The 26850-nt window shown below is 70.1% G+C and carries 22 protein-coding genes and 2 pseudogenes; 11 read left to right on the top strand and 13 right to left on the bottom strand.

Annotated features, from left to right (window positions below):
• The first annotated feature begins 59 nt into the window (after positions 1 to 59).
• Entirely contained in the window at positions 60 to 2105 is a 2046-nt protein-coding gene (locus ACLZN2_RS10990; RefSeq protein WP_416978184.1) for an SPFH domain-containing protein, read from the top strand.
• Positions 2106 to 2187: 82 nt separating this feature from the next.
• Positions 2188 to 7065, top strand: coding sequence for a DNA repair ATPase (locus tag ACLZN2_RS10985; protein WP_416978183.1), 4878 nt, complete (start codon positions 2188 to 2190; stop codon positions 7063 to 7065).
• A 50-nt stretch (positions 7066 to 7115) separates the two neighbouring features.
• Here ACLZN2_RS10985 and ACLZN2_RS10980 read toward each other — a convergent pair whose 3' ends face one another.
• From ACLZN2_RS10980 to ACLZN2_RS10955, 6 genes are all read right to left on the bottom strand, one after another.
• On the bottom strand, positions 7116 to 7604 hold the full coding sequence (locus ACLZN2_RS10980; protein WP_416978182.1) for a CBS domain-containing protein: 489 nt from the start codon (positions 7602 to 7604) through the stop codon (positions 7116 to 7118).
• Positions 7605 to 7756: 152 nt separating this feature from the next.
• Positions 7757 to 8104, bottom strand: coding sequence for a hypothetical protein (locus tag ACLZN2_RS10975; protein WP_416978181.1), 348 nt, complete (start codon positions 8102 to 8104; stop codon positions 7757 to 7759).
• A gap of 107 nt (positions 8105 to 8211) precedes the next feature.
• On the bottom strand, positions 8212 to 9645 hold the full coding sequence (locus tag ACLZN2_RS10970) for an SPFH domain-containing protein (RefSeq protein WP_416978180.1): 1434 nt from the start codon (positions 9643 to 9645) through the stop codon (positions 8212 to 8214).
• 118 nt (positions 9646 to 9763) lie between these two features.
• Positions 9764 to 10249 (bottom strand): hypothetical protein, encoded by a 486-nt coding sequence (locus ACLZN2_RS10965; protein WP_416978179.1) that lies wholly within the window; start codon positions 10247 to 10249, stop codon positions 9764 to 9766.
• Between the two features lie 233 nt (positions 10250 to 10482).
• Positions 10483 to 11016, bottom strand: a complete 534-nt coding sequence (locus ACLZN2_RS10960; RefSeq protein ID WP_416978178.1) for a TerD family protein — start codon at positions 11014 to 11016, stop codon at positions 10483 to 10485.
• A gap of 1601 nt (positions 11017 to 12617) precedes the next feature.
• Entirely contained in the window at positions 12618 to 12890 is a 273-nt protein-coding gene (locus ACLZN2_RS10955) for a hypothetical protein (protein ID WP_416978177.1), read from the bottom strand.
• Here ACLZN2_RS10955 and ACLZN2_RS10950 point away from each other — a divergent pair.
• The 4 genes from ACLZN2_RS10950 to ACLZN2_RS10935 all read left to right on the top strand — a co-directional run bounded on the left by ACLZN2_RS10950 (position 12885) and on the right by ACLZN2_RS10935 (position 15583).
• Positions 12885 to 14096: a hypothetical protein gene (locus ACLZN2_RS10950; RefSeq protein ID WP_416978176.1), complete on the top strand. Its 1212-nt coding sequence runs from the start codon at positions 12885 to 12887 to the stop codon at positions 14094 to 14096. The two genes, ACLZN2_RS10955 and ACLZN2_RS10950, sit on opposite strands and share 6 nt — an antisense overlap.
• Complete coding sequence (locus tag ACLZN2_RS10945; protein WP_416978175.1) at positions 14078 to 14251, top strand: hypothetical protein; 174 nt, start codon at positions 14078 to 14080, stop codon at positions 14249 to 14251. Before ACLZN2_RS10950 ends, ACLZN2_RS10945 begins: the two co-directional genes overlap by 19 nt.
• A 79-nt stretch (positions 14252 to 14330) precedes the next feature.
• Positions 14331 to 15164, top strand: coding sequence for an IS5 family transposase (locus ACLZN2_RS10940; protein ID WP_416978174.1), 834 nt, complete (start codon positions 14331 to 14333; stop codon positions 15162 to 15164).
• Positions 15161 to 15583 (top strand): hypothetical protein, encoded by a 423-nt coding sequence (locus ACLZN2_RS10935; protein ID WP_416978173.1) that lies wholly within the window; start codon positions 15161 to 15163, stop codon positions 15581 to 15583. Before ACLZN2_RS10940 ends, ACLZN2_RS10935 begins: the two co-directional genes overlap by 4 nt.
• A gap of 482 nt (positions 15584 to 16065) precedes the next feature.
• Here ACLZN2_RS10935 and ACLZN2_RS10930 read toward each other — a convergent pair whose 3' ends face one another.
• Positions 16066 to 16215: a hypothetical protein gene (locus tag ACLZN2_RS10930; RefSeq protein WP_416978260.1), complete on the bottom strand. Its 150-nt coding sequence runs from the start codon at positions 16213 to 16215 to the stop codon at positions 16066 to 16068.
• Between the two features lie 99 nt (positions 16216 to 16314).
• Between ACLZN2_RS10930 and ACLZN2_RS10925 the strand changes: the two genes are divergently transcribed.
• From ACLZN2_RS10925 to ACLZN2_RS10910, 4 genes are all read left to right on the top strand, one after another.
• Positions 16315 to 17571: a citrate/2-methylcitrate synthase gene (locus ACLZN2_RS10925; protein ID WP_416978172.1), complete on the top strand. Its 1257-nt coding sequence runs from the start codon at positions 16315 to 16317 to the stop codon at positions 17569 to 17571.
• Between the two features lie 124 nt (positions 17572 to 17695).
• Positions 17696 to 18637 (top strand): sucrase ferredoxin, encoded by a 942-nt coding sequence (locus tag ACLZN2_RS10920; RefSeq protein WP_416978171.1) that lies wholly within the window; start codon positions 17696 to 17698, stop codon positions 18635 to 18637.
• A 141-nt stretch (positions 18638 to 18778) separates the two neighbouring features.
• Positions 18779 to 20449 (top strand): ATP-binding protein, encoded by a 1671-nt coding sequence (locus ACLZN2_RS10915; protein WP_416978170.1) that lies wholly within the window; start codon positions 18779 to 18781, stop codon positions 20447 to 20449.
• On the top strand, positions 20446 to 21126 hold the full coding sequence (locus ACLZN2_RS10910) for a response regulator (RefSeq protein WP_416978169.1): 681 nt from the start codon (positions 20446 to 20448) through the stop codon (positions 21124 to 21126). Before ACLZN2_RS10915 ends, ACLZN2_RS10910 begins: the two co-directional genes overlap by 4 nt.
• Positions 21127 to 21146: 20 nt before the next feature.
• Here the strand turns inward: ACLZN2_RS10910 and ACLZN2_RS10905 are convergent.
• Positions 21147 to 21754, bottom strand: a pseudogene (locus tag ACLZN2_RS10905) (ABC transporter substrate-binding protein).
• On the opposite strand from ACLZN2_RS10905, the pseudogene ACLZN2_RS10900 reads away from it, so the two are divergent.
• A pseudogene (locus ACLZN2_RS10900) lies at positions 21738 to 21950 on the top strand (helix-turn-helix domain-containing protein); the annotation flags it as partial. The pseudogenes ACLZN2_RS10905 and ACLZN2_RS10900 overlap by 17 nt on opposite strands.
• A gap of 124 nt (positions 21951 to 22074) precedes the next feature.
• Here ACLZN2_RS10900 and ACLZN2_RS10895 read toward each other — a convergent pair.
• From ACLZN2_RS10895 to ACLZN2_RS10875, 5 genes are all read right to left on the bottom strand, one after another.
• On the bottom strand, positions 22075 to 23667 hold the full coding sequence (locus tag ACLZN2_RS10895) for a cation acetate symporter (RefSeq protein WP_416978168.1): 1593 nt from the start codon (positions 23665 to 23667) through the stop codon (positions 22075 to 22077).
• Positions 23664 to 24233 (bottom strand): DUF485 domain-containing protein, encoded by a 570-nt coding sequence (locus ACLZN2_RS10890; protein WP_416978167.1) that lies wholly within the window; start codon positions 24231 to 24233, stop codon positions 23664 to 23666. Before ACLZN2_RS10890 ends, ACLZN2_RS10895 begins: the two co-directional genes overlap by 4 nt.
• A gap of 80 nt (positions 24234 to 24313) precedes the next feature.
• On the bottom strand, positions 24314 to 24997 hold the full coding sequence (locus ACLZN2_RS10885; protein WP_416978166.1) for a response regulator transcription factor: 684 nt from the start codon (positions 24995 to 24997) through the stop codon (positions 24314 to 24316).
• Complete coding sequence (locus ACLZN2_RS10880; RefSeq protein ID WP_416978165.1) at positions 24994 to 26145, bottom strand: histidine kinase; 1152 nt, start codon at positions 26143 to 26145, stop codon at positions 24994 to 24996. The genes ACLZN2_RS10885 and ACLZN2_RS10880 overlap by 4 nt, the downstream gene beginning before the upstream one ends.
• The gene (locus ACLZN2_RS10875) at positions 26142 to 26666 is read right to left on the bottom strand and encodes a DUF1453 domain-containing protein (protein WP_416978164.1); all 525 of its coding nucleotides are present in this window, start codon (positions 26664 to 26666) and stop codon (positions 26142 to 26144) included. The genes ACLZN2_RS10880 and ACLZN2_RS10875 overlap by 4 nt, the downstream gene beginning before the upstream one ends.
• Between the last annotated feature and the right edge of the window lie 184 nt (positions 26667 to 26850).

The following is a 26850-nucleotide window of genomic DNA, read 5'->3' as shown; positions in this document are numbered from 1 at the left end:
GCGGGCTGTCCCGCCTCGCCGTCGAGGCGTCAACTCCGCGCAGACTTCAAGGATTTCGTATGGATGCCATCACCGTGGGCTTCAGTGTGCTCATCGTCGCCTGCCTGCTCGTCGTGATCGCCGTGCTGTTCGTCGTCTCCCGGTTGTTCCGCAAGGTGGAGCAGGGCAAGGCCCTGATCGTCTCCAAGCTGCGGAAGGTCGACGTGACCTTCACCGGGCAGGTTGTACTGCCCGTGCTGCACAAGGCCGAGGTGATGGACATCTCGGTGAAGACGATCGAGATCACCCGGGCTGGCAAGGAGGGGCTGATCTGCCGGGACAACATCCGCGCCGACATCCGGATCTCGTTCTTCGTGAAGGTGAACAAGACCGTCGAGGACGTCATCAAGGTCGCCCAGGCGGTCGGCACGGCGCGGGCGAGCGACCAGAGAACGCTGCAGGAGCTGTTCCACGCGAAGTTCTCCGAGGCGCTGAAGACGGTCGGCAAGCAGATGGACTTCACCGACCTCTACACCAAGCGCGAGGAGCTGCGGTACCAGATCATCGAGCTGATCGGCGTCGACCTCAACGGCTACCACCTGGAGGACGCGGCGATCGACTACCTGGAGCAGACGCCCCTGACGCAGCTCGACCCGGCCAACGTCCTGGACGCGCAGGGCATCCGGAAGATCACCGAGCTGACGGCCGTGGAGCATGTGCGCACCAACGAGGCCCAGCGCACCGAGGAGAAGGAGATCACCCGGCAGAACGTCGACGCCCGCGAGGCCATCCTGGAGCTGGAGCGCCGGCAGGCGGACGCCGAGATCAAGCAGCGGCGGGAGATCGAGACCGTACGGGCGCGTGAGGAGGCCGAGACGGCCCGGGTGATGGAGGAGGAGCGGCTGCGGGCGCAGTCGGCGTTCCTGAGGACCGAGGAGCAGCTCGGGGTGCAGCGGGAGAACCAGGCCCGTGAGGTCGCCGTCGCGCAGAAGAACCGTGAGCGGGTCATCGCCATCGAGAACGAGCGCATCGAGAAGGACCGGCTCCTTGAGGTCATCGCCCGGGAGCGCGAGACCCAGCTGACGCAGATCGCCGCCTCGAAGGAGGTCGAGGGCGAGAAGCGGGAGATCGCCGAGGTCATCCGGGAGCGGGTCGCGGTGGACCGTACGGTCGCCGAGCAGGAGGAGGCCATCAAGAAGCTGCGTGCGGTCGAGGAGGCCGAGCGTGGCCGACAGGCTGTGATCATCGCCGCCGAGGCGGAGGCGCAGGAGAAGCTGGTCAAGGACATCAAGGCCGCGGAGGCCGCCGAGCAGGCCGCCGTCCACCGCGCAGCCGAGGAACTCACCCTCGCCGAGGCCCGGTTGAAGTCGGCCGACCTCGACGCCCAGGCCAAGCTGCGGCTCGCCGAGGGCGTACAGGCCGAGGCCGCCGCTGAAGGGCTCGCGGCGGTCCAGGTACGGGACAAGGAGGCCGAGGTCGTCGAGAAGGCCGGCCGTGCGGAGGCCGAGGCGGCCGGGGCGCGGATGCGGGCCGAGGCGGAGGGCGCGCGGGCGAAGGCGCTTGCCGAGGCCGAGGGCATCGGCGAGAAGCTGAAGGCGGAGGCGGCCGGTCTGACGGAGAAGGCGGAGGCGATGGCCGCGCTCGACGAGGCGTCCCGCGGCCACGAGGAATACCGGCTGCGGCTCCAGGCGGAGAAGGAGATCCGGCTGGCCGGACTGGACGTGCAGAAGCACGTCGCCGAGGCACAGGCCACGGTGCTCGCCACCGGGCTGGAGAAGGCCGACATCAACATCGTCGGCGGGGAGTCCGTCTTCTTCGACCGTCTCGTCTCCTCGATCTCGCTCGGCAGGAGCGTCGACGGGTTCGTCCAGCACTCCGAGACCGCCCAGGCTCTCGCGCGGCCCTGGCTGGACGGTACGTCGAGCTTCACCGACGACCTCGGCCGCGTCCTCGGCTCGGTCTCCACGGCCGACGTGCAGAACCTGACCGTCTCCGCCCTGCTGATGAAGCTGATGCAGACGGGCGGAGCCGACTCCGGCGCACTGGAGCAACTGCTCAGCAGGGCCGGCGAACTGGGTGTCGCCGACACCTCGCTCGCCGCGCTCAACGGCAGCGCCAAGGTCTGACAGACGGCGGTCCGGAGCTGCCGCACAGGGGACGGCAGCTCCGGACCGCATTTTCTCCTTCCGACTTCCTGAGAGGGATCCCATGACCACCGGCCTGGACACCGGCACGTACGAGGTGCTGCGCGACCGCCTCACCGCGCAGGCCGCGGAACTCGCCCGCCGCGCCGAGGAGCTGAACGCCCGCCGCACCGAGGAGTTCGGCTCCACGCGGCTGGAACTCGCCGGCACCGAGCGGCTGCGCACCGAGCACACTTGCGTACCTCGGGACATCGTGTCCGTGGGCGACGTCCTGCTCTTCGGCCACAACGTATTCCTCGGCCGCGGGTCGGAGACGACCGTGGGTGACATCTTCGCGCTGCACGACCGGGACCTGAACCGGCTGCCCGACGACGCCGTGCCCGGCCTGCTGGACGACCCCGCCTTCGTCCGTGAGTTCACCGCCCTCTACCGCTACTACCGGCAGGCCCACCTCCTCCAGCTCCGCCGTGTCGACGGCAGGCTGCTGGCCGTCTTCCAGACCGGCGAGCAGGCCGGCGACATCCGCGTCCTGCGCTGGGCCGTGACCGACGACGCCCAGGTGTCCTTCCTGGACGCGCGGGGCGAGCGCGACCACGTCTTCCCGTCCGCCCACGACTTCGCGTGGACGCCGACGTCCCGTGAGGACCATGTCCTCGGCCGCCACCCGCACGTCTCCATCGAGGGCGAGGTCTTCGTCGAGACCGTCGGCGGCACCCTCACCGTCAAGGTCGAGAACAACACGGGGACCGGCGAGGGCGTCCACTCCGAGCCCGTCGACGAGCCCCTGCAGTCCCTCGCCGACGCGGACATCGCGTACGCGCGCGTGGGGGCCCTGATCCTGCTGCGCATCCGCCCCTACAACGAGGACACCGACCGCCACCTGGTGTTCAACACGCTCAGCAGGTCGGTCGTCCGCATGGACGGCATCGGGCAGGGGTGCCGCCGGCTGCCGGAGGACCAGGGCATCGTCTTTCCCGGCGGCTACTGCCTGGCCGCAGGCACGCACAAGACGTTCGAAGGTGTCGACTCCAAGGGGCTGGAGTTCGAGCGGGCGGTCCGCTCGCCCAACGGCGAGGACGTGCTGTTCGCCTTCCACGCGCGCGTGGAAGGACGCAGCCTGCTGCTGCCCTACAACATGATCCGCAAGGAGGTCGCCACCCCGCTGTCCTGCCACGGCTGGGCCCTGTTCGACGACGGCGCGCTCGTCGTCCTGCGTGCCGACAGCGACGAGCCGCAACGCGTGCACCCCGTCCAGCTGTGGGACTCCCCGTACGTCTCCGACACCCACGCCGCCGCCAAGCCCGTCGGCACCGGCCCGCTCGCCCGCGTCGGCAACGCCGACCTCGTGCGCGGCATCTCCGACTGCCTGTCCATCACGCGCGCCGTCACCGAGACCACCCCGACGAGGGAGATGTACGAGGCTCTGGCCGCCGCGTGCGTCCGGGCGGCGGACTCCTACCATTGGCTGGGCGAGCCCGCACTCGGCGATCTGCACGAGCCGCTCACCCAGGTGCGCGCCACCGCGGAGCAGGTCTTGGCCGAGTTCGAGACCGTCCAGGCCCTCACCCGCCAGGCCGCCGAGACGCTGGTGGAGGCGGCGGCGAGGGTCGACGCAGTCGTACGACGTCTGCGAGGCGAAGCACCCCGCAGCACCGCCGCCTGGGTCACCGGACTGACCGAACTGAGGCACGCCCAGGGGCACCTGCTCACCCTCAAGGACATGCGGTACGCCGACGCCTCCCGCATCGACGAACTCGCCACCGACGCCGCGGCCGACCTCGCCACCTTCGGGCAGCGGGCCGTCGCCGACCTCGCCCGCGAGGACGCCTTCATCGGCCACCAGAGCGACATCGAGCAGCTCGTCGCCGACGCGGAGGCGATCACCACCGTCGCCGAGACCGCTCCCGTCGCCGCCCGCCTCGACGAACTCGCCGACGGACTGCGCACGGTCACCGAGGTCGTCACCGGTCTCGACATCGGCGACGCCACCGTCCGTACGTCCATCCTGAAGCGCATCGCCGGGGTCCTCGGCGGCGTCAACCGAGCCCGCGCCCTCCTCGACGGCCGTCGCCGCGCGCTCCTGGACCGTGAGGGACGGGCCGAGTTCGCCGCCGAGTTCGCCCTGCTGGGTCAGGCGGTCACCGGCGCGCTCGCCGTCGCGGACAGCCCCGAGGCGTGCGAGGAGCAGCTCGCCCGCGTCCTCGTACAGGTGGAGAACCTGGAGTCCCGGTTCGCGGAGTTCGACGACTTTCTCGGCGACCTCGCCGACAAACGCGACGAGGTCCACGAGGCGTTCTCCGCCCGCAGGCAGACCCTCGCCGACGCCCGCGCCCGCCGCGCCGAACGCCTCTCCGAGTCGGCGTCCCGAATCCTGCGGACCGTCGCCCCCCGCGGAGGCACGCTCGCCGACGCGGACGCCGTCACCACGTACTTCACCTCCGATCCCCTCGTCGTGAAGGTCCGCCGCATCGCCGACGAGCTGCGCGAACTCGGCGACCAAGTCAGGGCGGAGAATCTCGACGCCCGCCTCAAGGCCGCCCGTCAGGAGGCCCTGAGGTCCCTGCGCGACCGTACCGACCTGTACACCGACGACGGCCGCACCTTGCGTCTGGGCAGCCACCGCTTCGCCGTCAACAGCCAGCCCCTCGACCTCACCCTCGTCCCGCATGGCGACGGTCTTGCCTTCGCCCTCACCGGCACCGACTACCGCTCCCCCGTGACCGATCCCGACTTCGCCGCGACCCGCCCGTACTGGGACCGGAACCTGCTGTCGGAGTCGCCGGAGGTCTACCGCGCGGAGCACCTCGCCGCCCGGCTGCTGGACGAGCACGGTCCCGCGGTGCTTGCGGGGGCCGACCTGCCCTCCCTGGTCCGGCAGGCGGCGGAGGCCGCCTACGACGAGGGATACGAACGCGGTGTCCACGACCACGACGCGGCCCTGATCCTCACCACCCTCCTGCGCCTGTACGAGAACGCGGGACCACTGCGTCACGAGCCCGCGGCCCGTGCCGCCGCCCAGCTGTTCTGGGCCCACGTCACGACCGCCGAGGCCCGGCAGGACTGGCGGCGGCGCGCCGTCTCGCTCGCCCGCGCCCGGGACACGTTCGGCGTGACTCCCGCGATCGACGACCTGCGGGCCGAGCTGGCGGAGACGATCGGCACGGCTGCAGCGGCCGCCTATCTCTTCGAGGAGCTGACGAGCGGCCCCGACGGCTTCGTCATCAGCACCAGTGCCCGCACGCTGCTCGACAAGTTCCACCGCACGGTCGGCACGTCGGCCTACGACGACGACCTCGCCGCACTCGGCAACCTGGCCGCACGCAGGCAGCTCGTCGAGGCGTGGCTCTCCTCGTACACCGCCGCGACCGGCACGGACATCACCCCCGGCGACCTGGCCGAAGCGGTGGCCGCCGAACTCTGCCCCGGCCTGACCCGCTACGAATCCGACGCGCCGCTGACCGAGACGGTCGCAGGACTGCTCGGCGCTCATCCCCGCATCACCGACCGGCCCCTGCCCCTCCGTATCGACGAGTTCCTCGCACGCACCCACGCGTTCCGCACGCACGACGTTCCCGGTCACCGCGCCTACCAGCGCCGCCGTACGGAGTTGGTGGCCGCCGAGCGGGCTCGCCTACGACTGGACGAGTACCGGCCGCGGATCACGTCGTCGTTCGTCCGCAGCAGACTCATCGACGAGGTGTATCTCCCGCTGATCGGAGACAACCTCGCCAAGCAGCTCGGCACCACCGGTGAGTCCAGTCGCACCGACACCGGTGGCCTGCTGCTGCTCATCTCCCCGCCCGGCTACGGCAAGACGACCCTCATGGAGTACGTCGCCGACCGCCTCGGCCTCCTCCTCGTCAAGGTCAACGGACCCGCCCTCGGCCACACCGTCACCTCCCTCGACCCGGCCGAGGCCCCGAACGCCACAGCCCGCCAGGAGATCGAGAAGATCAATTTCGCGCTGGAGACGGGCAACAACACCCTCCTGTACCTGGACGACATCCAGCACACCTCGCCCGAGCTGCTGCAGAGGTTCATCCCGCTGTGCGACGCCACCCGCCGTATCGAGGGCGTCCGGAACGGCGAGCCCCGCACCTACGACCTGCGCGGAAAGCGCTTCGCGGTCTGTATGTCCGGCAACCCCTACACCGAGTCCGGCGCCCGATTCCGCATTCCCGACATGCTCGCCAACCGCGCCGACATCTGGAACCTCGGCGACGTCCTCACCGGCAAGCAGGACGCCTTCGCGCTCAGCTTCGTCGAGAACGCCCTCACCGCGAACCCGGTCCTGGCCCCGCTCGCGGGCCGCGACCGGACTGACCTGGACCTGATGATCGGGCTCGCGCAGGGCGAATCCACGGCCCGGGCCGACCGGCTCACCCACCCCTACGCACCGGCCGAGCTGGAACGGATTCTGGCCGTCCTACGCCACTTGCTCAGAGCCCGGGACACGGTGCTGGCGGTCAACAGCGCCTACATCAGCTCGGCGGCCCAGTCGGACACCACGCGAAGGGAACCGCCCTTCCAGCTCCAGGGCTCCTACCGCAACATGAACAAGATCGCCCAGCGCGTCCAGCCGGTCATGAACGACGCCGAACTGGCCGCGTTGATCGACGACCACTACACGGCCGAGGCCCAGACGCTCACCAGCGGCGCGGAGGCCAACCTGCTGAAGCTGGCCGAACTACGCGGCACCCTCACGTCCGAGCAGGCCACCCGCTGGGCCGACATCAAGATCGCCCACGTCCGGGCGCAGACCCTCGGCGGCCCGGAGGAGGACCAGCTCGCCCGGGCGATCGCCGCCCTCGGACTCCTCGCGGACAGGATCGCCGCCGTGGAGTCCGCCATCGACCGCGCCGCCGACCCCCGCCGCCTCATGGCCAACCCGACGGCCCGACACGCGGCCCGGCCGGCGACGAGTGACGAACGTCCGACCTGAGCCGGTGCCACCACGGGAGCGGTGCCCCTGGCTGATTGCCGCGTCTGCCCTCAAGCGGTGTCCGATGCTCCCGCCACCCTGAGGAGTTCGTGCAGAAGATGCGAGGCCGTGATCACGCCCAGCAGATGGGTGCCCCCTTCCCCGTGCCTTCCCTTCGCCGCCGCGACCGCCACGAGCGGGCTGCGCAGCCGCGCCATCAGCGCTGCCACCTCCAGCGCGGTGTCGTCCGGACCGGCGATGGGTGGCGGGGCTGCCTCGCGGGGCAGGCAGTCTCCGACCCGGCGGCCTGCCAGGGCCTGGCAGAGGCGGTCGGCGTGCCTCTCGTCGACGACTGCCGCGAGTGTCGGGTCCTCGATGACGTAGGAGGGCACAAGCACCTTGATCATCTGGGAGGCGGGAAGGACCGCCTTCGGCTCGCCCTGCTCGTCCACAACCAGCAGCCCCGGCAGCTTGTGCTCGGCCATGAGCCTGGCCGCCTCCAGGGCGTCGCTGCCGACGCTCACCATTTCGTACTCGACCGCCAGGTCCCGGGCGCGCATGGCGGGCTCCTCGTCTGCTGGGAAGATTGCTGTACCCACCGTCTTACGTCATCGGTGAGCGAGCCAGCTCATTGACGCGAAACATACGCGGCGGCACCGGAAGAACCAGCGCGAGGGGGAGATCAGGCCGCGGCCCGGCCGACGGGACGCCATCAGGGCTCCTCACCGATGCCCTGGTCACGGGCCTGCGCGGACGCGGCGCCCCGCCGGAACCGGTCACCGAGCTGCGACCCGGCGATGAGCCCGGCCGCGAAGAGCAACAGACCGGCCTCCGCCACGGGCAGGAGGAACATCGCGTCCCCTCCGACCAGCCCGCCCCACCGTCCCAGCGGGACGATCAGCCCGCCGAGCCACATGACCAGGAGGGCCACGCCCCGGACACGGATGCCCCAGGAAGTCGTACGGCTGCGGACCCGCTTGGGCGCCCAGCCCTGCAGCGAAGCGATCGACAGAGGCAGCACGAAGGCGGACCAACCGACCACCCACACCCACAGGAACACGTCCAACACTCCCTCTTCGCAGCGGCTCGGAGACACCGCCGGCATTCATCCCCAGAGGCCCGGGCGATCGGCAAGCGCCCGGGCTCACACCCTTGCCCGTACCGACGTCAGCCGGTGATCTCGATCTTGCCGTTCGCCTCGGCGGACGCCGCGGCCTCGGACTGCGCACCACCGGCCCGCTGCGTGATGGTCTTCAGCAGTTCGGCAAGGTCGACGCCAGTGGTGGAGCTCAGCAGCTCGACGCCCTGGGCGACGTTGTCGGCGACCGTGCGGGACAGCTGCGAGGCGCCGTCGGTGGAGATGACGGTCATCTTGTCCACGGCGCTGAGCGGCTCGGACGCCTTGGCGACGACCTGCGGCAGGACCTCGACGAGCATCTGCAGCACCGCCGCGTCACCGTACTGGGCGAACGCGTCGGCCTTCTTCCGCATGGCCTCGGCCTCGGCGGCGCCCTTGGCGCCGATCGCGGCGGCCTCCGCCTCACCCTCGATACGCACCGCTGCGGCGAGCGCCGCGCGCTGGGCCTTCTCTCCCTCACTGGTCAGCCGGGCCCGCTCGGCGGCCGCCTCGGCCTCCTTGACCAGCGCGATGCGCCGGGCTTCGGCCTCCTGCTCGGCCTGGTAGCGGGCGGCGTCGGCGGGCTTGCGGACCTTGGTGTCCAGCTCGCGGTCGGTGAGCGCGGCCTGGCGCTCGGCGACCTTCTCCTGCTCGGCGAGCACCTCCTGGCGCCGGGCCGCCTCGGCCAGCGGGCCGGCAGCAGCGGCACGGGCGGCGGCCTCGTCGGTCTCAGCCTTGATCTCCGCCTGCTTCAGCGCGAAGGTCCGTTGCGCGACGGCGATCTCCTCCTCCGCCTTCAGCCGGGCCTGCTCGGCGGCCCGCCGGGCGACGGCCTCGGCGATGTCGGCCTCCTGCTTGGCACGGGCAGCCTCGGGGCGTCCGAGATCCTCCAGGTAGGAGCCCTCGGTGGTGATGTCCTGGATCTGGAACGCATCCAGGACCAGACCCTGCCCGGACAGGCTCGCCTCGGCCTCCTCGGCAACCTGGCCCGCGAAGGCGGCGCGGTCACGGATGATGTCCTCGACCGACATCCGGCCGACTATGGCGCGCAGGGCGCCGGAAAGCACTTCCTGGGTGAAACCGACGATGCCGTCCTGCTGCATCAGAAACCGCTGCGCAGCGGCCCGGATCGAGTCCTCGGTGCCGCCCACCTTGACGATCGCGACACCCTCGAGGTGTGCCTTCACACCGCGCAGGGTGACCGCGCCGCGCACCGCGACCGGGATGTGCCGCGAGGACAGGTCAAGGGTGAACTTCTGCTGCACGAACGGAACGACGAACACACCGCCGCCGACCACGACCTTCTGGCCGCTGTTGTCGGTGAAGACCCGGCCGGTCTCCGGGTCGGTGGCCTTCTTGCCACGCCGGCCGGTGACGATGAACGCCTCACTCGGGCCGGCCACCTTGTAACGGGTGATGACCACCAGGCCGAGCAGGACGAGCAGGACGACGACTCCCACCACGGCGAAGACGACTGGACTCATGGTGAATTCCCCTCAGCCCTCCCAGGGGACGGCGGATCGACACGGGTTCGTGTGAAGGAACGTGCGGAACAGGCACCGGCGGCGCGGTGCGACGAGAACGGCTGTGAGCTGCGGTCGGTCAGCGCTCCACGGGGCGTACGGACACCGCAGTCTGCGACAGAGTCCCCTCGACCCAGACATCGGCTCCTCGGGCCACGGGCGTCGGACTCTTCGCGGCGAGTTTCACCAGTTGGCCGGCCAGGTGGACCAGCACCTCGCCGTAGCCGTCGGCCGGAATCGCCGTCACCACGGATCCCGGAGCGCCGATCAGGTCGTCGTCGCGCGGAGCCGCACCGGACCGGTCACGCAACAGCACTCGGCTCAGGCGGTACGCCAGCCAGCCGGTGACGACGCCGGCCGGCGTACCGATCGCGGTCGCCCCGACCGTGCCCACACCCGTGGTGCCCATGGCGATAGCCCCGGCGAAGCCGAGCATGGACACGAATCCCGCGATGACCGGAAGCGAGAGCAGCCCGTCGAAGAGTCCTTCGAGGACGCCGTCGAACACGAGGGACAGCGCGAGGAGTACGACTCCCACGATGCCGAGACCGAGAAACCAGCCCACCTGCTCACACCTCCTCTCCTCCTCGTCGCCGTGCCGGTGCGTGCATGTTCACATGTGTGCGCGGCTCCTGGCATTGCCTGCACCCGGCAATCTTTATGTTCTCTTGATGCCGGACTCTGCAGACCGCATTACGTGACCATGAAGCAAGTCTCACGAGATCCGCGGGTGGCGGTGCGCCGCGCGTCCTCGGCCAACACAATGCCTGACCCGCGGCCCTGCACACCGCTGCCCCCTCAGAACAACGGGGCCGAGCCCATCTCCACACTGAACGCCACCGGGTCGCTGTCGAACCCGCGGACCACGCCATGGAACTCCCACGCGCCGGAGTCGTCCCTGGTGAACTCCGCGACGGTCCCAGCGGTGGATCCTGCGATCTGCGCGAAGTCGTCCTTCAGCAGCTCCTTGTACCCCTCGACGACCAGAACTCCGGCGTTCGACAGGTCACCGAAGGTCTTGGGGCCGCAGTTCTGGTGGATCGCCACCCCCACGACCACGCGCGCGAAGGAGGAGGCGAGGCGGTCGAGTTCCAGAGTCATCGCCTCGACGTAGCCGAGGCCTTGGCCGGTCCGGCTGTGCCGGCTCATGTTGATGGTGCCGTCCGGCGAACGGCTGTCGTAATGGACGATGTAGACCGGTGGCCCGTACGGCGCTTCCGCCGAGTAGGTCGCCGCAATGATGTCGAGGTGATGAGGCGGCTGACGCAAGGGACTCGGGTCCCACTTCAGCCGTACCTCGACCTTCCCCAGCCCCTTGTTACCGCTGCTCACCGTGCTGCTGCCTCTCCCGTTGCCGAGCCATCACGGGCTGTCCCCGCATGTCAAGTATGGTTCTTTGTCGCTCCGTTGATGCCTTCGGACTCCAGGCCTGCTGCCGACGGGATGTGTACACACGCAGTGGACGGCGGCGAGACTGGCTGTTCGAGCGGCACAGAGCCCGCGCGGCTCGAACCAGGGGCCGGTAGTTGAAGTCGACCACCTGTCCGACCTGAGCCTGATGCCCCGCTCCAAGGTCAAGGTCACCTTCAAGGCGCTGCGCCAAGTCGGCGTCGCACAGGCCGTGTACTGCCAGCAGGCACAAAACCTGCCGGTGACCGCTCCTCGGACCCGACAGCCGCTCTCGCCGCCCGGCGTCATGACATCCGATCATGCTTTTGACCTGCAACAACCCACCAGCGGGACAAAAGCAAGGCGCATTCGACCCGGGTTCGACCCCGACCCCCTCCCGGCGCGACAACGACCAACCTTGATCTGCAGCTATACGAATTCTGCCGCTGTACCAGCCGTATGCCGCCAAAGAGGCACCAGAGGAGCAAAAAAACGGACATATATCTCAATGAGATGGTCACCGATGAACGAGCCCGTGACCGCGGACAGACGGCATGACTGCTGTCTTTCTTCCCGGCGCGCAGCGGCACGGTGCCTCACATCAGCGCTCCCACCAGGGACTTTCCAAGCCCTCTTCCGTGACACGGAAGCCGTATTGCGCCCCCGCACAGCCCGTCCCGACGATGTCGCCACGACCCAAAGACGGGAGCCGAACACCATGCCGCACATCACCGCATTCGCCAGGAACCAGTGGTTCCCGGGGTGAGCGGCCAGCGAGATGCCCTCACCGGTGATCACTTCCATGGTCCACTTCAGGGCGCGATCGGCAATCGAGTTCAGTCAGAGCGGGTCGGCAGGAAGACACCTCGTACATGCACTTCCGAATGCGCCCGACAATCAAATGTCCACCACAGATCGACATTGGGCCACATTCAACGCCTGAAATGCCTGAATTTTCCGCATGGACAGTGGACGCGGACGATGATACGCGGGTCCAAGATCGACCCGGATTCGACCCGGACAGTTTGTCCAGCGAGTAAACATTGCCTCTGAGCTGCGGAAATAAAGAGCGGCAGACGAGTCGGGCTGTACGCCGGGTAATTTCGGTGCACCGCCCTGACCTGGGCTTATGAAGGCCGAAACGGCTGTGACCTGCTAGGACGGGTTGCAGAGGCGATCGGAGGCAGTCAGAGGGAAACGCTCTGATTCGACCCCGGTTCGACCCGGGCCACTCAGAGGCAGTCAGAGGCGATCCCTCTGATTCTGGCTCTGAGTGGACCTGAGTTGGCCGGCTCGGTCAAGGCGCCACCCTTGACGCCCTCCGCTTCGCCCTGGTCGAGCTGCGATGGGGACGCCTGCCTCCAGCGAGGCCAAAACACGAAAGCCCCCAGGATGGCCGTCCTGGAGGCTTCGTTGGCACCGATTGGAGGTCGGTTCCGGGCACCACCCGTGGTTTTAGCGGGCCTAGGTGGCGTCCATGTCTTTGCGAGACGACCCCCAGAATGCCATACGACGCACCCACTCCGCACTACTCACAGCAGGCTTCATCCCAACCAGAGGCAGTCACAGGCACTCAGACCCAGCGGCAGGGGCTCGCCCAGCTCCCGCGCACCGCAGCTGATCTGGTCCTCCTCGGAGACCTCACCGGTCGTTACGCGGCGGGCAGTTACAGCAAGCTCGATCGCGGCGGACGGGTCGTTCATCGCGAAGGCCGCCAGGGCATGGCCGAGCACGGCCACCGGATTACTGCGGCAATCGCCTGCCACGTTGCCCGCGCCGGGGGCACGGTCGACCAGCTCGCAGGTCTGCTCATGCATCCGGACCACGAGGGCGGCAGGCACACACAGAACATCGCACTGCGTTCCGGGCAGGCCCGAGCCCTGGCCTACCTCCATCGGGTTTGGAGCAGCGCCTGTGCAACCGTCCGCAACACAAAGGAGGTTGATTCTCGCCAGGACTCCTACGAGGACCTCGCCGCCCTTCGCGACCGTATCGAGGTCACCCCATGGCGTGGGGAGCGCGGACGTACGGCGCTGCGAGTGCTGCGGGCGCATCTCAACTTCGCAGAAGTCGCTGGCGGCCGTCTGCACGCCGCGAGCGAGCGCCAGACCGCAGAGGAGGCCGGAATCTCCCGGCAGACGCTGCGCAAGGCGTACGAGACCGTCCTGAAGCCGGGCGGGTGGCTCCGCCGGCTGCGGGTCGGACGCGGCAAGGAGGGCTCCTCCTGGTACCTCGGGAACGGTCCGGGGAGCGTCACACAGAAGGGGCTTTCTCGCTCACAGACCACTCAGTTCCCCCCCGCCCCAGCGCTTGAGGAGTGGTCCACCTCCGAGACAGCTCTTTCGGCCGACATCGACTCCACCATCGTCAGCCACCTGATGTCCCACGATGCCTTCGCTCACCTCGCGCTGGGCAGCTCGGCCCTCATGATCATCGGGGCCTTGCACGTGCGCTCGGCCCAGACAGTCGGCGAACTTGTCATCACCTCGTCCGTCTCCCGCGCCACTGTCTACCGGACCCTCCAACGCCTCGCGACTCACGACCTGGTGCAGCACGTCGGTGAGATCTGGACCCTGACCCCACGTGCCGTGGATGACTTCGGTAACAGCCCTCAGGAGGCTGTTACCGACCCAGAAGTCACGGCCTCGCACGGGTGGGACGTGATCGCTCGCCAATGCGGAACCACGGGCATCGCCGCGCGTCGAAGGGCGCTCCACGCTGCGGAACGCCGCGCCTATCGAGCGGTGTTGGAGCAGCTCGCAGAGCATCGCAGCAGGGCCGTGGTGATCGTCCGCGACGGCCGCCAGGTACTCGTCCCGTCGCCCCGCCCCGACGAGATCCCCTCCGCCTGGTGCACACCAGACGGACACGTCGTCGATCCGTCGACTGGTTGCGCAGCTTCCGACTGGCGGATCGCCACAGATGGACGGCTGATCCTCATCACCGCGGCTGACCAGCGCAGTTACGACGAGCTGTCAGCCGCCCATGCCGAAGCCCTCAGTGAATGGGAGTCCGCAGCATGACCTCACACGCCCAGAACACGCCTCCCGAGAGTGAACCGCCAAGCCCGCAGGCCTTGCGTGCGCTATACGAGTCCGGTGCCACGGTTGACGAACTCGTAGCCGATAGCGGGCTGTCGTATGGCACGGTCCTCAGAGGGCGGTATGTAAGTGCATAGGCGATTTGCCGTCACCTGAACGTGTGGCAGCACGGTATCCCGGCCGGTCGGCGGCCTCGGGCGTGCTGGGCTGAGCACCGTGAGCGAGGAGCGCAAGCCCTACAAGACTGACCTGTCCGACGAGCAGTGGGCGCTTGTCGAGCCGGTGATCGCCGCATGGAAGGCCGCACACCGCTCGGTCAGCGGTCACCAGGGCCGATACGAGATGCGGGAGATTGTCAACGCGCTCCTCTACCAGGGCCGCACCGGCTGCCAGTGGGACCTGCTTCCGCACGACCTGCCGCCGCGCGGTGCGGTGATGTACTACTTCACCAAGTGGCGCGATGACGGCACCGACCAGACCATCCACGACCTGCTGCGCTGGCAGGTGCGGGAGAAGGCGCGGCGGAAGGCGGACCCGAGTCTGGTGGTGCTCGACACCCAGAGCGTGCACGCGGCGGCTGGGGTGCCTGCGCAGTCGACGGGGTGTGATGCGGCAAAAAAAGTACCGGGCCGCAAGCGCGGCCTGGCCGTTGACGTGTTGGGCCTGGTGATCGCGGTGGTGGTGCTCGCCGCGTCGGTGCACGACAACGCCGCCGGCATCGCGCTGCTGGACAAGGTCGCCGGCGACACCGACACCGTTCAGAAGGCCCTGGTCGACCAGGGCTTCAAGAACGCCGTCGTCGCGCACGGGGAGAAGGTGGGCATCGAGGTGGAGATCGTCGAGCGCAACCCGGCGCAGACCGGGTTCGTGCCGATCCCCAAGCGGTGGATCGTGGAGCGCGCCTACGGGATCTTGATGCTGCACCGCAGGCTGGTGCGCGACTACGAGCACCTGCCGCGCAGTTCGGAGTCGCGGGTGTACTGGGCGATGACCGCGGTGATACTGCGCCGGCTGACCGGGGCCACCGCTGCGGCCTGGCGCAGCACATGACCGGCGGGGAGCTGGCTCTCGGGGCGGTACTGGCGCGGCTGGAGGAGCAGGAACGGGAGCTCGCCGTGCAGGCCGAGGCGACGAGGGAGCAGATCGCGCAGCTGACCGCACGGCTGGACGAACTCGGCCGGGCCGCCGAGGAGGTCCGGATCACCCGCAAGACACTGCTGGCGCTGCCCGATCCGCAGCCGCCCGCGCCGCCGGCGCCGAAGCTGCCGGACCATCCTGCCTACCAGCAGATCATGGCGGTGTTCGCCGCAGCCGACATGCCGCTGCGAGCGCGGCAGGTGTGTGAGGCGATGGACCTGGAGATCGCGCCCAACAACATCAACAACACCCGCCTGAAGCTCAAGCGGCTCGCCGAGCGCGGGATCCTGGTCGAGTCCGAGCAGGGCTTGTTCACCCAGCCGCGGCCGTAACCGCCAGGCGACGTCATGGCCGGTCCGCGCACCCCTCCCGAAAGCGCGAAACAGACATCAGGTCACGTACCGCCCTCTTAAGCACTTCTACACGACTCGGCTCGGCGCTTCCGGCGAGTTCGACCCCAAGACCGTGCAGGCATTGTCACGTCACGCAAAGTTCAACGAGACGTGGGACACGTACGCCCACCCCCCGCTAGCCGTCCAGGGCGTCAAGGTCAGCACCTTCGGATCCTTGTTCGCAGCATCCTGACTGGCCCTCTCCGGGGCGCATCATCTGCGTTGCGGGGACTTGACCTGACCCGACCTCGTTATGCAAGACTGAACACCAGTTCGAAGGCTCCCCAGTGCAGCACGAGGGGGTACCGGTCCGTGGAACGATCGGTGCACCCGATTCGACCCCGATTCGACCCCGTAAGTACCGGCAGAGTGGACCACCTCTCTGACCAGGGAAGATGGGGTGCAACGGAGGCCGTCAGTTATTACTGGCGGTAGTGATAGAAGCCCTCGCGCCCCCTGACGTCACCGACCTCCGTGTCGGCGACGACGACACCGGCGAGACCGCTCGGCGCGTCGAGGAGTGCGGGGGTGGACCGGGTGCCGGGCTGGGCGGCGGACGAGGTGACAGTCATTGGATTCCTCCTTGTATTGATTCGACTGTCCATGCTTGACTAAATCTCTGTCAATATTGATTGAATCAACGTATGTCTTCTGTGGATACGGTGACCCCCATGCGTGATCACGAACCCGCCCCCGGCCCCCCGGACCGACGGCTGAGCACCAAGGAGGCCGCCGAACTGCTCGGCGTGAAGCCCGAGACCGTGTACGCGTACGTGAGCCGCGGCCAGCTGAGCAGCAGGCGCACGCCCGGCGGCCGGGGCAGCACCTTCGACGCCAAGGAGGTCGAGGTGCTCGCGCGGCGCAACAGGCGGGAGAGCGGTGGGAGTCCCGGCTCGGGTGGAGAGCTGACCGTACGGACCCGGCTCACGTTCATCGACAAGGTCCGGTACTACTACCGGGGCGTCGACGCGGCCGAACTGGCGGCCCGGCACTCGTACGAAGAGGTCGCCGAGTGGCTGTGGACCGGCCGGAATCACCCCGGCGCCGCCTTCACCGCCCCCCTCGCCTCCGCCGAAGCCGCCCGCCGCGCGGTCGACGCGCTGCCCGAACACAGCGGCCCCACCGACCGGTTGCGGGTCGCCGCGGTCGCCGCGGCCGTCGCCGACCCGCTGCGGTTCGACCTGGCCGAGGAAGCCGTGCTCGGCACCGCGCGCATCCTGATCCCCACCCTCGTCACCGCCCTCCCTCCCCTGCACCCCACCCACCGCGACGAGGGCCCGCTGGCCCGGCGCCTGTGGGCGCGGCTCACCGTGCGCCCCGTGGACGAGGCGAAGCTGCGGGTCCTGGACACGGCGCTCGGTCTGCTCGTCGACCACGACCTGGCCGCCTCCACGCTCGCGGTGCGCGTCGCCGCCTCGGCCCGCGCGCACACGTATGCGGCGGTCTCGGCGGGACTCGGCGTCATCGAGGGGCCCCTGCACGGCGCCGCGAGCGGGCTCGCGCACCGGCTGCTGGACGAGGTGCTCGACCTGGGCGACGCGGGCCCGGTGATCGCCCAGGAGCTGCGGGCAGGCCGCCGCATCCCCGGCCTCGGCCACCGGCTCTACCCCGGTGAGGACCCACGCGCGCGTGCCCTGTTCGCCCTCCTCGAGGAGATCCCCGAAGCCGCACCCGCCCTGGCCGCGGCGCGCGACATCGTGGCCACGACCGCCCGCCACACCCCGCTGCACGCCAACGTGGACCTGGCACTCGGCGTCCTGACCGCCTCCTTCGGCATGAAGCCCTCGGCGGGCGAGACGATCTTCGCGGTGGCCCGGACGGCGGGATGGATCGCCCACGCCCTGGAGGAGTACGGCGAGCGGCCCCTGCGGATGCGTCCCAGCGGGCACTACGTGGGGCCGAAGCCGCCGCAGCACGTCCCCGACTAGGAGTTCGTCCTGGCGTACAGGCACGCGCGCGGAGCCGCCCGCACAGCCGCGCCCCTGGGACTCCACAGCCATCCACAGCCACCATGGGAGGTACTGCGCGTCAAGTCAGGTTAGGCTCACCTCTGTGAGTACGTGCGCGACCGACTCGCGGAACCTCGGCGAGCCCATGCCCGGAACCGCGGCCACCGCCTCGACCTGGCTCCTGCTGGAGCAGGCCGGTCCGTGGGGTGCCAAGGCGCTCACCTCGAGCCACCTGGACCCCGTACTGGGCCGAGCCCTCGAAGCCGCCGCGAAGGACACGGGCGTCCGCATCGCGCTCATCCGCCGCCCGGGCCGGCACGCCGACCCCGGGATGCCGCCCCCCGTACGGCATGTGTTCGCGGCCCACACCGCTCCGGGGAACGTCTGGCTGCACACCGCCACGACCACCGACCCCACGCGGCTGCTCGACCTCGACTTCACGGCACTCGGCCGGGGCGACCACCGCAGCTTCGACACCGCGCTGCGCGGCGGGCCGCACACGGGCGATCCGCTCGCCCTCGTCTGCACCAACGGCAAGCGCGACCGTTGCTGTGCCCTCCTGGGCCGCCCGCTCGCGGCCGAGCTGGCCGCCTCGGGCGTACAGGGCGTGTGGGAGGTCACTCATCTGGGCGGTCATCGCTTCTCCCCGACGGTTCTCGTCCTGCCGCACGGCTACGTGTACGGCCGCGCCGAGGCACACACCGTCAAGGAGGTCCTGCACGGCGTGCAGGAGGGGCGGGTCGTCGTGGACGGGTGCCGCGGGCGTTCGGCCTGGGAGCGGCCCGGACAGGCGGCGGAGCTGGCCGTGCGCCGGGCGACCGGCGAGGAGCGGGCCGGGGCGCTCGACGTCGTCCTCACCACGGGCGAGGCGCCGCGCTGGGAGGTGACCGTCGCGCACACCGACGGGCGCCACTGGCGGGTCGTGGTGGCTCAGGGCGCGTCGCTGCCGCCCCGTCCGGAGAGCTGTGGGGCGTCGGTCCTCGGGTCACCCGCGCGGATGGACGTGGTGGCGGTGCGCGAACTGGCGGTGGCGGTGGCCGGCTGAGACAGCCGCTGAGACAGCCGCGTCCACAGTGGATCGCGCCCCGCGCGGGGCCCGGCCGAACCGTTTCCTCTTGAGCCGATCAAGAGATCCACGCCACACACCCCTACGGCAGCACCGGCCCGCCCACGTACCTTCTTGGGTATGAGCCCCTCTCCCCCCGCCCGACGCCTGCGCCTCGGCATGCCGCGGCGTGTGTTCTCGCAGGTGCTGCTGATGCAGCTGGCGATCGCCGCGGGAGTCGTGGTGCTCGCGACCGGGCTGTTCCTCGCCCCGCTGAGCAACCAGCTGGACGACCAGGCCATGCGCCGCGCCCTCGCCATCGCGCAGACCACGGCGGCGGTACCCCAGATCGCCGAGGACCTGCAGAGCACACGGCCCACGGTCGACGGCCCGGTGCAGCGCGAGGCGGAACGGATCCGCAAGGCCAGCGGCGCCGAGTACGTCGTCGTCATGGACCTGAACGGCACCCGCTGGTCGCACACCGACCCCGACGAGGTCGGCGGCCATGTCTCCACCGACCCGAGCCAGGCCCTGGCCGGGAAGGACGTCATGGAGATCGACAGCGGCACCCTGGGCCGCTCGGCCCGCGGCAAGGTGCCCCTGCGCGACAGCGACGGCGAGATCATCGGGGCGGTCTCGGTCGGCATCGAGTACGACAGCGTGCGCGCCCGTCTGATCCATGCGATCCCGGGACTGTTCGCGTACGCGGGCGGCGCGCTCGCCGTGGGCGCGCTGGCCGCCTGGCTGATCTCCCGGCGCGTCCTTCGGCAGACCCGTGACCTGGCCTTCTCCGACATCTCAGCCCTTCTCGCGGAGCGCGAGGCGATGCTGCACGGCATCCGGGAGGGCGTCGTCGCGCTGAACCGGGCCGGCCGCGTCCGGCTGCTCAACGACGAGGCACAGCGGCTCCTGGGCATCGGCGACGAGGCGGTGGGCCGCTCGCCGGACGAGGCGCTCGGCGAGGGGCGTACGGCCGACGTGCTGGCCGGCCGGGTGACCGGCACGGATCTGATCGCCGTACGCGGACAGCGCGTCCTGGTCGTCAACCGGATGCCCACCGACGACGGCGGCGCCGTGGCCACCCTGCGCGACCGCACCGAACTGGAGCAGCTCGGCCGCGAGCTCGACTCCACGCGCGGGCTGATCGACGCGCTGCGCGCCCAGGACCACGAGCACGCCAACCGCATGCACACACTGCTCGGCCTGCTCGAACTCGAGATGTACGACGACGCCGTGGAGTTCGTCGGGGAGGTGGTCGGTGACCACCGCGCCACCTCGGAGCAGGTGACCGAGAAGATCGAGGATCCGCTGCTCGCAGCCCTGCTGGTCGGCAAGGCGACCGTCGCGGCCGAGCGCGGCGTCGCCCTGTGGGTGTCCGACGGCACCCGGCTCCCGGACCGGCTGGTCGACCCGCGCGGGCTGGTCACGGTCGTCGGCAACCTCGTGGACAACGCGCTCGACGCCGTCGCCGGCACACCGCACGCACGCGTGGAGGTCGAACTGCGCGCTGAGGGCCGTACCGCCGTCCTGCGGATACGGGACACCGGCCCCGGAATCCCGGCCGAGCAGCGCGAGCTGGTCTTCACCGAGGGCTGGTCCACGAAGAAGCCGCCCGCGCACGGAAAGCGCGGCATCGGACTCTCGCTGGTCCGCAGGCTCGCCGAACGGCAGGGCGGCAGCGCCACCGTGGGCGAGGCCACCGGGGGCGGCGCCGAGTTCGTCGTGGTCCTGCCCGAGGCGCTGTCCGGCCCGGACCTGGAACCCGCACTGACCGCACCGGCGCACAGCGCTGTCGAGGAGGAGTCGCGATGATCGAGGTCCTGGTCGTGGACGACGACACCAGGGTCGCCCGGGTCAACGCCGCCTACGTCGGGAAGGTGCCCGGCTTCCACGTCGCCGGCGAGGCCCACAGCGCCGCCGAGGCGCTGCGCCAGCTGGAGGTGCAGCCGCGCCTCGACCTGGTCCTGCTGGACCACTACCTGCCCGACGAGACGGGCCTGGAGGTCGTCCAGGAGATGCGGCGGCGCGGCCACCAGATCGACGTGATCATGGTGACTGCGGCGCGCGACGTCTCGACCGTGCAGGCGGCTATGCGCCAGGGCGCCCTGCAGTACCTGGTGAAGCCGTTCAACTTCGCGGGTCTGCGCGCCAAGCTGGAGGCGTATGCCGATCTGCGCCGCACGCTCGACGGCGGCGGCGAGGCCGAGCAGGCCGACGTCGACCGCATCTTCGGCGCGCTGTCCGCCCCCTCGGAGCCCGGGCTGCCCAAGGGGCACTCCCCCACCACCGCCGAACTGGTCCGCCGGTGCCTGATGAACGCCGAGGGGCCCCTGTCGGCCCAGGAGATCGCCGACCGGACCGGGGTGAGCCGCCAGACGGCCCAGCGCTATCTGAAGCTCCTGGAGCGCACGGGACGGGCCCGGCTGACCCTGAAATACGGCGACGCGGGCCGCCCGGAACACCGCTACGTGTGGGCGACCCGCACCTGAGTCCGCGGCGGAGCGGGCCATCAGCCGGCCGCCTTCTCGACGAACTCCGTGGTGCAGGTCCTGCTCAGGTCGACGTCGGCCTTCTGGACGTTGGGGTTGAACGCCTTGAGGAACTTCTCCACGATCTCGGGACCGCCCTCGGGCATCACGCCGTCCTTGGTGAACATCGGCAACGTGCCCTTCACGCCGTTCTTGACGGCGAGGTACTTGGTGAGGAAGTCGGTCGAGGAGCCGAGGCCGGTCATACCGAGCTTCTTGCCCTTGAAGCCCTTGGGGCGAGGTGATCTTGCCCTCCGCCTGGAGGTCGAGTGTGTGGTCGTAGAAGCCGACGGAACCCTGGACCTGGCCGGAGACGAGCGCGGTCTCGGCCTGCACACCCGCCGGCTCGCTCAGCAGCTCGACGTCGAGGCCCTCGGCGTCGAAGTAGCCGAGGCGCCGGGTGAGCATCGCGGGGAGGTAGATGACCTTGTCCAGGCCACCGACCATGATCTTGACCTTTGTCCCCTTGCCGTCCCCGCCCGGCGCTGGTGGACGCGGTGCTCGCCGCGTCGTTGGCACATGCGGTGAGGGAGGAGAGGGCGAGGAGGCAGGCGGCGGCCAGGACGGTGTGCCACTCGGAACCGACCACGGACCTGATCCGCGCCGTCCTGCACCGCGCCGACCACCCGCTCTCGGCCCACGAGGTGGCCGCCGAGACCGGCCTGAGCCGCTCCACCGCCCAGCGCTGTCTCCGTCATCTGGAACAGGTCGGCCGCCTGCGCCTCTCCCTCAAATACGGCGACACCGGCCGCCCGGAGCACCGCTACACCTGGGTGGCACCGTAGCGATCCGGAGCCCGCGTCTCTCCTACGACGCCGGATGCGCCCAGGGGTCGCCCAGGGGGACCGCCCAGGGCTGCCGCACATCGTGAGGCCGCCGCACGTCCTACGGCACCGACCGCGCCCCGGGTCAGACGGCCCCCGCCCCCGTCAGCGAGCGCACCTCGGTCTCCGCGTGCTTGGCCTCGTCCGGGATCTCGGCCGAGGTGACCGTGCCGAGCCAGCCCGCGAGGAATCCCAGCGGGATCGAGACCAGCCCGGGGTTCTGCAGCGGGAAGTACTGGAAGTCCACGCCCGGGAAGAGCGATTCGGGACTGCCCGACACGACGGGCGACAGCACCACCAGCACGAGCGCCGGCACCAGCCCGCCGTACACCGCCCACACCGCGCCCCGTGTGGTGAAGCCCCGCCAGAACAGGGAGTACAGCAGCACCGGAAGATTCGCTGAGGCCGCGACTGCGAACGCCAGCCCCACCAGGAACGCGACGTTGAGACCACGGGCCAGCAGCCCCAGGGCGATCGCGATCACACCGATGCCCACGGCGGCGATCCGTGCCACCGCCACCTCACTGCGGGCCTTCGCCGAGCCACGGCGCAACGAGGTGTACAGGTCGTGCGCCACCGACGCCGAGGAGGCGAGGGTGATCCCGGCGACCACGGCGAGGATCGTCGCGAACGCGATGGCCGCCACGAACGCGAACAGAACCGTGCCGCCCGTCGAGTCGGCCCCACCGCCCAGATCGAGCGCCAGGAGCGGAACCGCGGTGTTCCCGGCCGCGTTCGAACCACGCACCGTCTCCGGGCCGACGATCGCCGCCGCGCCGAACCCGAGAACGATCGTCATCAGGTAGAAGCCGCCGATGAGCCCGATCGCCCAGACCGTGGACCGCCGTGCGGCCCGCGCGGTCGGCACCGTGTAGAAGCGCGACAGGATGTGCGGCAGCCCGGCCGTGCCCAGGACCAGCGCCAGCCCGAGGCTGATGAAGTCGAGGCGGGCGGTCCAGTCCCCACCGTACTTCAGCCCGGGCGCGAGAAACGCGACACCGTGTCCGCTGCGCTCGGCCGCTGTCATGAGCAGCCGGTCGACGTCCCCGTGGAACCGCACCAGCACCAGCACCGTGAGCGCGATCGTGCCGCAGAGCAGGAGCACCGCTTTCACGATCTGAATCCATGTGGTGGCCCGCATCCCTCCCAACGACACATAGATCACCATGAGCGCCCCGACCCCGATCACAGCCCATGCCCCGGCCGCCTCACCGGTGTTCCCGAGCAGCAGCGCGACCAGGCTGCCCGCCCCCACCATTTGCGCCACCAGGTAGAGAACGGACACGGTGACCGAGGAGGTTCCCGCCGCGATCCGCACCGGCCGCTCGCTCATTCGTGCCGCGACGACATCGGCGAGCGTGAACCGCCCGCAGTTGCGTACCAGTTCGGCGACGAGGAACAGCACCACCAGCCAGGCCACGAGAAAGCCGACCACGTACAGCAGCCCGTCGTAGCCGAAGAGCGCGATGAGCCCCGTGACACCGAGGAAGGAGGCGGCCGACATGTAGTCCCCCGCGATGGCAAAACCATTCTCCATCGGGGAGAACAGTCGCCCTCCCGCATAGAACTCCTCCTCCGACCCCTGCCGGTTGCGGCTCACCCAGGTCGTGATCCCCAAGGTGACCGCGACGAAGGCGCTGAACAGCGCCAACGCCAGCGCCTGATGGTGTCCGGTCACGACACACCGCCCCTCGCCCCGCGCGTCAGCTCCTGGGTGTCCCACCGCAGTTCGAGGGCCGCACGGTCGCGGCGCAACCGCGCGTGCCGGACATAGGCCCAGGTGAGCAGGAACGTGGTGAGGAACTGCCCGAGCCCCGCGAGCAGTGCCACGTTCACCGCGCCCACCACCGGCCGTGCCATGAACCCCGGTGCGGCCGTCGCGGTCACGACATAGCCCACGTACCAGAGGAGGAACCCCAGGAACGCCGGCCCCACGAACCTCCGGTAGCGGCTGCGCACTTCCTGGAAAGCGGCGCTGCGCTGCACCTCGAGATAGACCTGGGCCGCCGCCAGGGCCCCGTCCTCCCGCTCCCGGCGAGCCGTCGGCATCTCGGCCCCATAGGTGCCCACCGAGGCCGTCGCACCCTGCTCGCCCCAGCCCGACGCGAGCGCGTCGTACCACGGGTCCTCGTAGCGCACCTCACCCGGCGCCTCGACGCACTCCGGGCTCCGGCTCTGATGGTGCTCGCCGGATCTCTCAGGACCGTCCGCGCCGCCGCGGGCACGGCCGTTGCTTGACTGCATGCCCAAGGATGGACAGAACGGGAGGACCCCCACCCCTCCTTTCCTGTCTGCTTCACCCCATCAGGTGACGAAAAGACCATTCATCCCGTCGGCGGCCGAACCAGCCCCTTTCCGTACGCGTAACGCACCGCCTGCGCACGGTCCTTGAGCCCTGTCTTGGTGAACATGTTGTTGATGTGGGTCTTCACCGTCGCCGTGGACACCTGGAGCCTGCGGGCGATCTCCTGGTTGCTGAGGCCCTCGGCGATCAGCTTCAGCACCTCCGTCTCCCGTGTGGTGAGCCCGTCCGGTGGAACGGCGGGCTCGGCCACTTCCGGCTCGGGTGCCGACAGGCGCTCCAGCAGGCGCCGCTGGACACTCGGCGACAGCCCGGCATCCCCGGACAGCACGCTGTGCACGGCCCGCACGATCTCGTCCCCGCCTGCGTCCTTGGTCAGATAGCCCCGCGCCCCCGCCCGCAGCGCCGGAAACAGGGACTCGTCGTCCGCGTACGTGGTGAGCACCACGACCTGCGTCCCTGGATGCTCGGCCCGGATCCGCCGGGTCGCCTCCACGCCGTCGCAGCGGGGCATCCGCAGATCCATCAGCACCACGTCCGGGGCGAGTTCGGCGACGAGCCGCACGGCCTCGTCACCATCCCCGGCCGCCCCCACGACCTCGACTCCGGGCAGCAGCCCGAGCAGCATCACGATGCCCTCCCGGACGACGGTCTGGTCGTCCGCGACCACGACCCTGGCCGACTCCGGCTCCGCCGCCTCCGTCATACCGGCACCCTCAGCGTCACCACGAACCCTTCCTCGTCCGGCCCGGCGTGCAGCGACCCGCCCAGCAGCTCGGCGCGCTCGCGCATCCCCAGCAGACCGTACCCGCCGCCGGCCCCGGCGAGTTCACCCGGCGAACCTCCCGAGTCCCGCACGTCCAGGGTCACTTCATGGGGGTCGTACTCCAGCCGCACCCGGACCTTCGCGCCCGGAGCGTGCTTCCGGGCATTCGTCAGGGCCTCCTGGGCGACCCTGCGCACGGCCTGCGACGCCTCGGCCGGCAGAGCTCTGCGATCACCCACAACAGTGACCTCGGCGCCGTCGGCCGCGCGGACGAGGTCGCTCAGGAAGTCCTCGAGCGGCGTCAGATCGCCGCGCAGCGCGGACAGCGCCTGCCGGGTCTCGTCGAGGCCGTCACGGGCCATGCCCCGGGCCGCCACCACCCGTTCGAGGATCTGCTCCCGGTCCGCGTCTCTCTCGATCAGCAGCCGGGCGGCTTCCAGATGCACCAGCTGCGCCGAGAGGCTGTGGGCCAGCACGTCGTGGATCTCCCGGGCGATACGGGCCCGCTCGGCGAGTGCGGCCGACTCCGTCTCTGCGGCCCGCGCCGCGCGCTCCTGGGTGAGCAGTCTCTGCGCGTTGCCGCGAGCCTCGGCGTCCAGGCGCAGCGCGTAGCCGGCGAGTGCCATTCCCCCGATGGTGGCGGTCGTGGTGAGCCACGCGTCGCCGTTGACAGCCGCGAAGGCGCCGAGCCCTACCGCTGCGACCGGCAGTGCGGCCCCCAGGGGCAGTCGCTCCAGCGCCGTGATGGCGCATCCGCACCACAGGACGACAGCCAGGACATCGAAGCCCGCGGCCTGAGCTCCGGCGGCGAGCCCCAGCAGCGGGACGATCAGCGAGAGGGAGGGCCACAGCCGATGCGCGAGGGTCGTCCGGAGGAAGCCCCAGGCAAACGCCCCTGCCACCAGAGTCCCGGCGATCCCGGCAACCGCCACCCATCCGTGGATGCGGCCGCCCTGGAAGGCGCTCCACAACAACGCGCCGAACACCAGGGCGCGGATGCCCCAGGCCAACAGGCGCCGGGGCAGCGAGGTTTCCTTGCGGTCCAGCGCCTCCCGAGGGGGCCAGCGTGTCCAGGCGTTCTCCGTCACACGCGCTCCTTCCACGTGGTCCGGGCCGTCCGCTCACCGTACGCCGTGCTCTTCACGGGAGTGCGGTCCAGCCGCTGCACGCGCCACATCAGGATCCCGGAGCGGACCAGCAGGGTGCTCGCCAGCGCCAGTATCAGGGCCGAGCTGTCCTGGTGGACGCCGAGCAGCGAGCCGAGGGCGAACAGGCCCACGCGCAGGCCTATGCCGACGATCCAGACGCCCACGCCGGCCTTGGTGCCCTTGCTCCAGACCTGGCCGTCGGCTTCCGTCCAGACGCGGGTGGTCCAGGCCCAGCCGGCTCCCGTGGCCAGGCCGACCAGCAGTTCCGCGCCGAGTATCAGGGCCGATGCGGTGTGGTGGTGGGTGTCGAGCACGTGGGGCTCGCGCAGGGCCATGACGGCCAGGATCCCCGGCAGGACCCACCACCGCCGGCCCGCGTCGACCCGGCTCGCGCGGAACTGGCGCACGATCACCAGTGCGGCCACGGCCACGATCACCAGTGCGTCGATCAGCCCGGACATCACAGCCTCCGTGAGCGAGAAGGAAATGCCGACAGCGAGTGCTGCCGACGCCTTCGACGCTACGGATTCGCGCAGCTCAGCGGATCGGAGCCAGGGTGGATCATGGGTGGATCCCCACAGCCGCGGAACTCCACCTCCGGGTGGAGAGCCCCGCACAGAGCGCGGCCGGTCGCAAGCCGACGGG

Source organism: Streptomyces sp. T028, assembly GCF_048159505.1.
Taxonomy (GTDB): Bacteria; Actinomycetota; Actinomycetes; order Streptomycetales; family Streptomycetaceae; genus Streptomyces.
The sequence above is the reverse complement of the archived record's forward strand: the minus strand, read 5'-3'. Positions and strand labels throughout refer to the sequence as shown.

Coding starts and splice junctions, on each gene's coding strand:
- ACLZN2_RS10875 (WP_416978164.1), bottom strand. CDS start 26,666: ATGTCCGGGCTGATCGACGCACTGGTGATCGTGGCCGTGGCCGCACTG.
- ACLZN2_RS10910 (WP_416978169.1), top strand. CDS start 20,446: ATGATCGAGGTCCTGGTCGTGGACGACGACACCAGGGTCGCCCGGGTC.
- ACLZN2_RS10970 (WP_416978180.1), bottom strand. CDS start 9,645: ATGAGTCCAGTCGTCTTCGCCGTGGTGGGAGTCGTCGTCCTGCTCGTC.
- ACLZN2_RS10945 (WP_416978175.1), top strand. CDS start 14,078: ATGGGAGTCCGCAGCATGACCTCACACGCCCAGAACACGCCTCCCGAG.
- ACLZN2_RS10955 (WP_416978177.1), bottom strand. CDS start 12,890: ATGCATGAGCAGACCTGCGAGCTGGTCGACCGTGCCCCCGGCGCGGGC.
- ACLZN2_RS10925 (WP_416978172.1), top strand. CDS start 16,315: ATGCGTGATCACGAACCCGCCCCCGGCCCCCCGGACCGACGGCTGAGC.
- ACLZN2_RS10935 (WP_416978173.1), top strand. CDS start 15,161: ATGACCGGCGGGGAGCTGGCTCTCGGGGCGGTACTGGCGCGGCTGGAG.
- ACLZN2_RS10980 (WP_416978182.1), bottom strand. CDS start 7,604: ATGCGCGCCCGGGACCTGGCGGTCGAGTACGAAATGGTGAGCGTCGGC.
- ACLZN2_RS10985 (WP_416978183.1), top strand. CDS start 2,188: ATGACCACCGGCCTGGACACCGGCACGTACGAGGTGCTGCGCGACCGC.
- ACLZN2_RS10930 (WP_416978260.1), bottom strand. CDS start 16,215: ATGACTGTCACCTCGTCCGCCGCCCAGCCCGGCACCCGGTCCACCCCC.
- ACLZN2_RS10990 (WP_416978184.1), top strand. CDS start 60: ATGGATGCCATCACCGTGGGCTTCAGTGTGCTCATCGTCGCCTGCCTG.
- ACLZN2_RS10915 (WP_416978170.1), top strand. CDS start 18,779: ATGAGCCCCTCTCCCCCCGCCCGACGCCTGCGCCTCGGCATGCCGCGG.
- ACLZN2_RS10885 (WP_416978166.1), bottom strand. CDS start 24,997: ATGACGGAGGCGGCGGAGCCGGAGTCGGCCAGGGTCGTGGTCGCGGAC.
- ACLZN2_RS10890 (WP_416978167.1), bottom strand. CDS start 24,233: ATGCAGTCAAGCAACGGCCGTGCCCGCGGCGGCGCGGACGGTCCTGAG.
- ACLZN2_RS10950 (WP_416978176.1), top strand. CDS start 12,885: ATGCATCCGGACCACGAGGGCGGCAGGCACACACAGAACATCGCACTG.